The 9032-nt window shown below is 65.1% G+C and carries 8 protein-coding genes and 2 pseudogenes; 7 read left to right on the top strand and 3 right to left on the bottom strand.

Features of this window, described 5'->3' with window-relative positions:
* Both A5625_RS19045 and A5625_RS19040 read left to right on the top strand, forming a co-directional pair.
* Positions 1–409 (top strand): annotated as a pseudogene (locus A5625_RS19045) (elongation factor 4); the annotation flags it as partial.
* A 2-nt stretch (positions 410–411) separates the two neighbouring features.
* Positions 412–1170 carry a sensor domain-containing protein gene (locus A5625_RS19040; protein ID WP_066997349.1) on the top strand — a complete coding sequence of 253 codons (759 nt, stop codon included), beginning with the start codon at positions 412–414 and terminating at the stop codon, positions 1168–1170.
* 67 nt (positions 1171–1237) lie between these two features.
* Here A5625_RS19040 and A5625_RS19035 read toward each other — a convergent pair whose 3' ends face one another.
* Entirely contained in the window at positions 1238–3280 is a 2043-nt protein-coding gene (locus A5625_RS19035) for a glycoside hydrolase family 15 protein (RefSeq protein WP_066997355.1), read from the bottom strand.
* Positions 3281–3413: 133 nt separating this feature from the next.
* On the opposite strand from A5625_RS19035, the gene A5625_RS19030 reads away from it, so the two are divergent.
* The 5 genes from A5625_RS19030 (at position 3414) to A5625_RS19010 (ending at position 7746) form a co-directional block, all read left to right on the top strand.
* Positions 3414–3608 (top strand): hypothetical protein, encoded by a 195-nt coding sequence (locus A5625_RS19030; protein WP_066997352.1) that lies wholly within the window; start codon positions 3414–3416, stop codon positions 3606–3608.
* A 325-nt stretch (positions 3609–3933) separates the two neighbouring features.
* Positions 3934–4965 carry a sulfate ABC transporter substrate-binding protein gene (locus A5625_RS19025; protein ID WP_066997347.1) on the top strand — a complete coding sequence of 344 codons (1032 nt, stop codon included), beginning with the start codon at positions 3934–3936 and terminating at the stop codon, positions 4963–4965.
* Positions 4962–5834 carry a sulfate ABC transporter permease subunit CysT gene (cysT, locus tag A5625_RS19020; protein WP_066997345.1) on the top strand — a complete coding sequence of 291 codons (873 nt, stop codon included), beginning with the start codon at positions 4962–4964 and terminating at the stop codon, positions 5832–5834. Before A5625_RS19025 ends, cysT begins: the two co-directional genes overlap by 4 nt.
* Complete coding sequence (gene cysW / locus A5625_RS19015; RefSeq protein ID WP_066997342.1) at positions 5831–6649, top strand: sulfate ABC transporter permease subunit CysW; 819 nt, start codon at positions 5831–5833, stop codon at positions 6647–6649. The genes cysT and cysW overlap by 4 nt, the downstream gene beginning before the upstream one ends.
* A gap of 8 nt (positions 6650–6657) precedes the next feature.
* The gene (locus A5625_RS19010; RefSeq protein ID WP_066997339.1) at positions 6658–7746 is read left to right on the top strand and encodes a sulfate/molybdate ABC transporter ATP-binding protein; all 1089 of its coding nucleotides are present in this window, start codon (positions 6658–6660) and stop codon (positions 7744–7746) included.
* Between the two features lie 33 nt (positions 7747–7779).
* Here the strand turns inward: A5625_RS19010 and A5625_RS19005 are convergent, their stop codons facing one another.
* Positions 7780–8523: a phosphoadenylyl-sulfate reductase gene (locus tag A5625_RS19005; RefSeq protein WP_066997336.1), complete on the bottom strand. Its 744-nt coding sequence runs from the start codon at positions 8521–8523 to the stop codon at positions 7780–7782.
* A pseudogene (locus tag A5625_RS19000) lies at positions 8520–9032 on the bottom strand (nitrite/sulfite reductase); the annotation flags it as partial. The pseudogene A5625_RS19000 and the gene A5625_RS19005, both read right to left, overlap by 4 nt.

The raw sequence follows: 9032 nt of genomic DNA, 5'->3' as shown, positions 1-9032 counted from the left end.
CCTCGTAGTCGAGGCCGGCGAGCAGGAAGCGCAACTGGTCAAGGTCGACATCCTGCTGCAGGGCGAGGCGGTCGACGCCTTCAGCGCGATCGTCCATAAGGACGGGGCCTCGGCGTACGGCAACAAGATGACCACCAAGCTCAAAGAGCTGATCCCGCGCCAACAGTTCGAGGTGCCCGTCCAGGCCGCCATCGGATCGAAAATCATTGCGCGCGAGAATATCCGCGCGATTCGCAAGGACGTGCTATCCAAGTGCTACGGCGGTGACATCACTCGGAAGCGCAAACTTCTGGAAAAGCAGAAGGAAGGCAAGAAGCGGATGAAGACCATCGGTCGTGTCGATGTGCCACAGGAGGCGTTCGTCGCGGCGCTATCCGCCGACGCCGCGGGGGACAAGGGCAAGAAGTAGCAATGCGGATACGTAAGGCGGCGACGGTGCTGATGGCGGTCGCCGCAATGGCGACGGGCTGCGGCGGAGTCGTGGAGGGCACCGCTAAGCCGGCGCCGAATCTGAAGCCGCGACCGCTCAGCGGCCCGACGGTCAAGCAGGTGCTTCTCGACGGCCCGACCTTGTCGAGGATGCTCAACCAGCCGTTCGTGGCGCGGGACCCGGCCGAATTCGGCGGCCCCGAGAAGCTCTATCGGGTCGAGCGAACCATGTCGCAGGCCGGTTGCCTGGGCGTGACCGCGATGCTGCAGCAGAGTGTGTATCAGTCAGCCGACGTGAAAGACGTTGCGTCGGAATCGTGGTGGAACAACGGCGAACCGGCGCAGGTGATCGTCGTGGAGGAGGGCGTGGTCACGCTCCCGTCCGCCGCCCAGGCCAAGGCGCTGTTCGCGCAATTCTCTCAGCAGTGGCAACAGTGCAACGGCATGACGACGTCGGAGCAAACCGGACCGATCAGCACCACGAACGTCATCAGCGATGTCCGCGTCACCGAGTCCACTATCGCGGCGACCAAAACCGCGACCGCGATATTGCCCAACATGCCGCCGCTGCGGCCCACGCCGCAGGCGCGTGCCATCGGTGTCCGGTCGAATTGCCTGGTCGAGGTTCAGGTGGTGTTTTTCGGGGGACGACGGTCCTCCGACCCGGGATCAGCCGATATCAACGCCAGCGGGATCGACGTCGCGCACGCCCTGATGGACAACGTCAACGCGTTGGGCTGACTCGCTGACTCGCACCTGATGGTGGCGACCCGCTTCGCCCGGCTACGCCGCGCTCGCGATCGCCACGTCACATCGGCGCGTTGGCGGGCTGGAACATCCCGGAGCCGTCGGCTTCCTCCTCGGCGCGGATCACGTGTACCACCGCGTTGATCAGCGCCAGGTGGGTGAACGCCTGCGGGAAGTTGCCCAGCTGCCGGCCGGTGCGCGGTTCGATCTCCTCGGCGTAGAGGTGCAGCGGGCTGGCATAGGACAGCAGCCGCTCACACAGCCGTTTAGCGCGCCGGACCTCCCCGATTTCCACCAGCGCCGACACCAGCCAGAACGAGCAGATGGTAAACGTGCCCTCCTCGCCGGACAGCCCGTCGTCGGTTTCCTCGACCCGGTAGCGCAGCACCAGGCCTTCCTGGGTGAGTTCGTCGGCGATCGCCAGAACGGTGTTGCGCACCCGCGGATCATCCGGCGGCAAGAACCGCGTCAGCACCACCAACAGCAGCGAGGCGTCCAGCGCGTCGCTGCCGTAGCGCTGGGTGAAGACGCCGCGGGAGTCCACGCCGTGCTGCAGGATGTCCGCCTTGATCTCGTCGGCGATGGCATGCCATTGCTTGGCGTAGCTCTTCTCGCCCTGCCGGTCGGCCAGCTTGGCGCCGCGATCCAGCGCCACCCAGCACATCACCTTCGACGACGTGAAGTGCTGCGGTTCCCCGCGCACCTCCCAGATGCCGCGGTCCGGCTCGCGCCAGTGCTTGATCGCCTCTTCCACCTGCTTTTTCAGTACCGGCCACAACGTCTCCGGAACCTGCTCACGCGACTTGGCGTGCAGGTAGAAGGAATCGAGGATGGAGCCCCAGATGTCGTGCTGGACCTGGTCGTAGGCGCCATTGCCGATTCGCACCGGCCGGGCGTGGTCATAGCCGGACAGGTGATGCAGCTCTTCTTCGACCAGACTGCGCTCGCCGCCCACGCCGTACATGACCTGCAGCGGGTGGCGCTCGTTGTGGTTGGCGCCCGAGACGTCGGCGATGAAGGCGAAGAAGTCGTCGGCCTCGCGGTCCAGTCCGAGCGTGTACAGACCCCACAACGCGAACGTGGAGTCACGCACCCAGGCGTAGCGGTAGTCCCAGTTGCGTTCGCCCTGCGGTGTTTCCGGCAGCGACGTGGTGCTGGCCGCCAGCAGCGCGCCGGTGGGTGAGTAGGTCAGGCCCTTCAACGTCAGCGCGCTGCGCTGTAGATATGCCCGCCATGGGTGGTCCGGGAAGTCACCGATGTTGATCCACTGCCGCCAACATTCGGTGGTCTGCCACATCTTGTCCGCGGCTTCTTGATAGGTCTGCGGCGCCGGGTGCTTGGTCCAGCTCAGCGCGACGAACACGTCGTCGCCCTCTTTCATCCGGGTGCGGGCACGCGCCTCCCGGCCTTCCAGCCCGATCCGCAGATTAGTGGTCAGCCGCAACGTCGGGTGGGCGTCGGGCTCCCTGGTGGCGCGCGCGACGGCCTCGCCATACGCGTTGGCCGAGTACTCCCAGGTGGCGCCGACGCGGTGGTAGTCGAACGCCGGTTCGCAGCTCATCATCAGTTCGACGGTGCCGCTGACGCAGCGCACCGTGCGCAGCAGGATGTGCTCGGCGTCCCAGTCCATCGGAGTGCGCCGATGCGTCCGCGACCGCCGCTCCAGGTCGTGCCAGGGCCCCATCACCAGCGCGTCGCGCACGATCAACCATCCGGTGTGGGTCTGCCAGGTGGTCTCCATGATGAGGCTGCCGGGGAGGTACCGGCGGGCCGAAGGCACCGAGACGCCATACGGGCCCAGCCGGAAGTGACCGGCGCTGCGGTCCAGGATCGCACCGAACACACTGGGCGAATCCGGCCGTGGCACACACATCCACTCGACCGATCCGGCCGGGGAGATCAGGCAGGTGGTCTCCCAGTCCGACAAGAACGCATAGTCAGCGATCGGCGGGAAGGGATTTCTCAGGGCTGCGCTGGGAGCAAGAGGTCCGGGGGTGCGCAAGTCGATGGACGCAGACAACGGCGCTGCGGGGACAGCAGCTGGAAACGCTTCTTCGGGCATGGTGTCGGCCGGCTGGTCCTCGGGCTGAACATGCAAAACCATCAGCACATTTTCACTGTTCGGGGGCCTCGCGTCCAACGTTTGCCCGCGGTGGCGTGGCGCGCATCCCATCACCGCGTCCGCTGTGACTTGCGCACATTGGTCTTCGGCGGCGGCGCCGAATAGGGTGAGCGCCGTGAACGCGTTCCTCAATTGGTGGGACGGCAACGAGCTGTGGCTTTCCGGCCTCCCCTTCGTCCTGCAGGCCATGGTGGTGATGCCGGTGGTGCTGGCGGCGGCCTACGTCACGGCGGCCCTGCTGGATGGACTGCTCGGCAAGGGCATCGCGCTGATGCGCCGTATCCGCCGTTCCGACGGGACGCCCGGGTAACCGCCATGCCTCGGTCGCACGTGACGCTGGTACTGGCCATCCTGGTGGCGCTGGTGCTCATCACCTGGCTGGTCACCCACTTGATGCACCACTAACGGACGCGTGCCACCGTCGCGGTGGCGGCAATGTCATTTCCTGTTAGGCTTCCCGCCATGCGCATGGCATTCGGCACCCCGGGTCGCTATGCCGTTGTGCACTGTTGTCGCTGACTCCCAAACCCGTGTGCGGTCTGGTCTGGAGTTTTCGAAATCTCCTGAAGTTCTAGGTGCCCTTCCGCAGAAACGGGATACGAAATCCCATACGTTTCTCCACCGGAAGGCCCTCAATGGACATCAGGACCGCAGTGCGCTGGCGGCCCGTCCTCGCCCTTGCCTTTATCGCCGTCGTAATCGCCGGATGCCACGGCGGCTCCAGTGATGCCGTCGGAGGCGGTGGCCTGTCCAACGCGCGCACCAGCATCACGCTGGTCGCCTACTCGGTCCCAGAACCCGGATGGAGCAAGATAATTCCGGCGTTCAATGCCTCCGATGAGGGCAAGGGCGTGCAAGTGATCACCTCCTACGGGGCGTCCGGGGACCAGTCCCGCGGTGTCGTGGACGGCAAGCCGGCCGACGTCGTCAACTTTTCCGTCGAACCCGACATCGCTCGACTGGTCAAGGCCGGCAAGGTCGCCAAGGACTGGAATGCCGACGCCACCAAAGGGATTCCGTTCGGTTCGGTGGTCACACTGGTAGTGCGCAAGGGCAACCCGAAGAACATCAAGGATTGGGATGACCTGCTGCGGCCGGGTGTCGAGGTGATCACGCCGAGCCCGTTGAGTTCCGGATCGGCCAAGTGGAATCTGCTCGCGCCGTACGCAGTCAAAAGCGAAGGCGGCGCCAACAGCGGCGCGGGTGTGGATTTCATCAAGAAGTTGGTGACCGAACACGTCAAACTGCGTCCCGGGTCCGGGCGGGAGGCCACCGATGTCTTCGTCCAGGGCAGCGGTGACGTGTTGATCAGCTACGAGAACGAGGCGATCGCGACCGAGCGGGCGGGCAAACCGGTCGAACACATCAACTTGTCGCAGACCTTCAAGATCGACAATCCGGTGGCCGTGGTCAACACCAGCCCGCACCTGGATGCCGCCGTCGCCTTCAAGAACTTCCAATACACGGCCGCAGCGCAAAAGGTATGGGCGCAGGCCGGTTTCCGGCCGGTCGATCCATCCGTCGCCGCCGATTTCCGAAACCAGTACCCTGTGCCGGCGAAACTGTGGACCATCGCCGACCTGGGCGGCTGGAGCACGGCGGATCCGCAGCTGTTCGACAAGTCCACCGGCAGCATCACCAAGATCTACACGAAGGCCACCGGATGACCGCCGTCACGCCTGACCCGCTGGCAATCCGGCCCGAGCTCAGCGGCGACACACCACCGGGGCCGCTTCCCGGGCGCGGGCGCGGGACCACCGCCCTTCGGGTCGGAGCGGCGACGGTGTGGCTGTCGGTGATCGTGCTGCTGCCGCTGGCGGCGATCGTATGGCAAGCCGCGGGCGGCGGCTGGCACGCCTTCTGGCTTGCGGTCTCTTCGAATGCCGCGCTGGAGTCGTTTCGGGTGACGCTGACCATCTCGGCTGGGGTCACCGTGCTCAATCTGATCTTCGGTCTGGTGATCGCCTGGGTGCTGGTGCGCGATGACTTTCCGGGCAAGCGGCTCGTCGACGCGATCATCGACCTGCCATTCGCGTTGCCCACCATCGTCGCAAGCCTGGTGATGCTCGCCCTGTACGGCAACAACAGCCCGGTTGGTCTGCATCTGCAGCACACGTCCTGGGGTGTAACGGTGGCGCTGGCCTTCGTCACGCTGCCGTTCGTGGTGCGCGCCGTCCAGCCGGTGCTGCTGGAATTGGATCGCGAAACCGAGGAGGCCGCGGCGTCACTGGGTGCCAGCGGGCCGAAGATCTTCACCTCCGTGGTGCTGCCGTCGCTGCTGCCCGCGTTGTTATCCGGTGCGGGCCTGGCCTTCTCGCGCGCGATCGGCGAATTCGGTTCGGTGGTGCTCATCGGTGGTGCGGTGCCCGGCAAGACCGAAGTGTCGTCGCAGTGGATACGAACACTGATCGAGAACGACGACCGCACCGGTGCCGCGGCCATTTCGATTGTGCTGTTGGCGATTTCGTTCGTCGTATTGCTCATCTTGCGGGTGGTGGGTGGACGCGCGGCAAAACGCGAGGAGTTGTCCGTATGACATCGTCTGCGGGAGTGCGCTATTCGCTGCGATTCATCGCACTGGGATACATTTTCGTGCTGCTGGTCGTCCCGGTGACGTTGATTCTATGGCGAACGTTTCGGCCCGGGTTCGGCCAGTTCTACGCCTGGGTGAGCACTCCCGCGGCGATATCGGCGCTGAATCTGACGCTGCTGGTGGTGGCCATCGTGGTTCCGCTCAACGTCGTTTTCGGTATCCCCACGGCACTGGTCCTGGCGCGCAACAGGTTTCGTGGCAAGGGCGTGTTGCAGGCGGTCATCGATCTGCCTTTCGCGGTCTCGCCCGTCATCGTGGGCGTCGCGTTGATCGTGTTGTGGGGGTCGGCCGGGGCGCTCGGGTTTGTGGAGAAAGATCTGGGGCTCAAGATCATCTTCGGCCTGCCGGGAATCGTGCTTGCCAGCATCTTCGTCACGCTGCCATTCGTGGTGCGCGAAGTGGAGCCGGTGCTGCACGAGCTGGGAACCGACCAAGAGGAAGCGGCGGCCACCCTGGGTTCGGGTTGGTGGCAGACCTTTTGGCGAATCACGCTGCCGTCCATCCGGTGGGGTTTGACCTACGGCATCGTCCTTACCATCGCACGTACCCTGGGGGAATACGGTGCCGTGCTGGTGGTGTCGTCGAACCTGCCGGGGAAGTCGCAAACACTGACGCTGCTGGTCTCCGACCGGTACAACCGCGGCGCGGAATACGGCGCCTACGCGCTGTCGACGCTGCTGATGGGAGTTGCCGTGCTGGTACTGGTTTTCCAGGTGGTGCTTGACGCACGCCGCGCACGAGCGGCCAGACAGGCCTGACGAGGGGAATGACCGTGACTGACGCCAAACCGGGTGACCTGGCCATCATCGTGCGCGACGCCAACAAACGCTATGGCGATTTCGTCGCCCTGGACCACGTGGACTTCGTCGTGCCCACCGGCTCGCTGACGGCGTTGCTGGGGCCCAGCGGTTCAGGCAAATCGACGCTGCTGCGCACCATCGCCGGCCTCGACCAACCCGACACCGGAACCGTCACCATCTACGGTCGTGACGTGACCCGGGTGCCGCCGCAACGCCGCGGCATCGGGTTCGTGTTCCAGCACTACGCGGCGTTCAAGCACTTGACGGTTCGCGACAACGTCGCCTACGGGCTCAAGGTGCGCAAGCGCCCCAAGGCCGAGATCAAAGAAAAAGTCGACAATCTGCTTGAAGTGGTGGGACTGAGCGGGTTTCAGACCCGTTACCCCAACCAGCTGTCCGGTGGTCAACGACAGCGGATGGCACTGGCGCGAGCGCTGGCGGTCGACCCGCAAGTGCTGCTGCTCGACGAGCCGTTCGGCGCGCTGGACGCCAAGGTGCGCGAAGATCTGCGCGCGTGGTTGCGCCGCCTGCACGACGACGTGCATGTGACCACGGTGCTGGTGACGCACGATCAGGCCGAGGCATTGGATGTCGCCGATCGGATCGCGGTGCTCAACCATGGCCGCATCGAACAGATCGGATCCCCGACCGACGTCTACGATGCCCCGGCGAACGCGTTCGTGATGTCGTTTCTCGGCGCGGTGTCCACCCTCAACGGAGCGCTGGTCCGCCCGCACGATATCCGGGTGGGCCGAAATCCCGAGATGGCGATTGCCGGCGGTGACGGCACCGCGGATTCCGTCGGGGTGGTGCGTGCCACCGTCGACCGGGTCGTCGCGCTCGGCTTCGAGGTGCGAGTGGAGTTGACCAACGCCGCCACCGGTGGCTTTTTCACCGCCCAGATCACCCGCGGTGACGCCGAGGCGCTGGCACTGCGCGAAGGCGACACCGTGTACGTGCGCGCCACCCGGGTGCCACCGATCGCAGATGAGGGGACGGAACCTAGTCGCGCCGGCGTGGCCGACCAGGATGAAAACACGCTGACATCCGCCTAGCAGCGGCCTTGGTCGTCGTACGCGCGCTGGTCGCTACGAGGCGTGCAGCCCGCATTCGGTCTTGGAAAGACCTTGCCAGCGCCCGCTGCGCGGATCGGCGCCGGCCAGCGGCTTGGCCGTGCAGGGCGCGCAACCGATCGACGAATAGCCTTCGTACATAAGCGGATTGACTAACACGCCGTGCTCGTCGATGTAGTTCTGGACGTCCTCATCGGACCATTCGACCAGCGGGTTGACCTTGACCAGCTTGAACCCCTCGTCGAAGCCGACCACCGGGGCGTTGGCGCGGGCGGCGGTCTCGCCCCGGCGCAGTCCGGTTACCCACGCCGAATATCCGCGCAGCGTTTTGCCCAGCGGTTCGACCTTGCGCAGCCGGCAGCATTCACCCGGATCGCGCGCGAACAGGTCCTTGCCCCGCAGATTGTCCTGCTGGGCGACCGTCTGTTCGGGAGTCACATTGAGCACCCGGATGTCGTACACGGACTCGATCGCGTCACGGGTACCGATGGTCTCCGCGAAGTGGTAACCCGTGTCCAGAAACACCACCGGTACACCCGGCCGTGCCTTGGCCGCCAGATCGATCAATACAGCCTCCTGCATGCTCGAGGCCACCACGTAGTTGCAGGTGGCCCAGCCGCGAGGACCGTTGATGCCGCCGAATGTCTCGTCAGTCCAACGCAATACGTCGGCTGCACTGGCGCCCTCAAGCTCGGCCGCGCCGCGAGCGGCAAGCGCACGCAGTTCGGCTTCTGGAAGTTTGGTTGTTCGTTCGCTCATCGCAAATCGTCCTCGTCTGCCCTCATAGCCCACTGTGCGAAACGTTCACCCTCGCTGCGGTATTTCAGGAAGTTACGTACGACGCGCTCGATGTAGTCGCCGAGCTCGTCGCTGGAAACCTTGTGCTGCCGTAGTTTTCGGCCGAAGCCGCTGTCCAGGCCCAGGCTGCCGCCCAGGTGAACCTGGAAGCCCTCGACCGAGCCGCCCTCCCCGTCGTCGACCATCTGGCCCTTCAGCCCGATGTCGGCGACCTGGATGCGGGCGCATGAATTGGGACAGCCGTTGATGTTGACGGTGATCGGCACGTCGAGCTGCTGGTTGATGTCCGCAAGGCGGCGTTCAAGCTCGGGCACCAAAGACTGTGCCTTGACTCGTGTTTCGGCGAAGGACAACTTGCAGAACTCGATTCCCGTGCAGGCCATCAGATTCCGTCGCCAATGCGACGGTTGTGACTGCAGGCCGAGCGCCTCGAGACCGGCGATCAGCTCGTCGAGTTTGTCGTCGGGCAC

It is taken from the genome of Mycobacterium sp. 1465703.0, from assembly GCF_001672975.1.
In the GTDB taxonomy this organism is placed as follows: Bacteria; Actinomycetota; Actinomycetes; order Mycobacteriales; family Mycobacteriaceae; genus Mycobacterium.
Note: the sequence above shows the minus strand (reverse complement) of the source record. Positions and strands in the feature narration are given on the sequence as shown.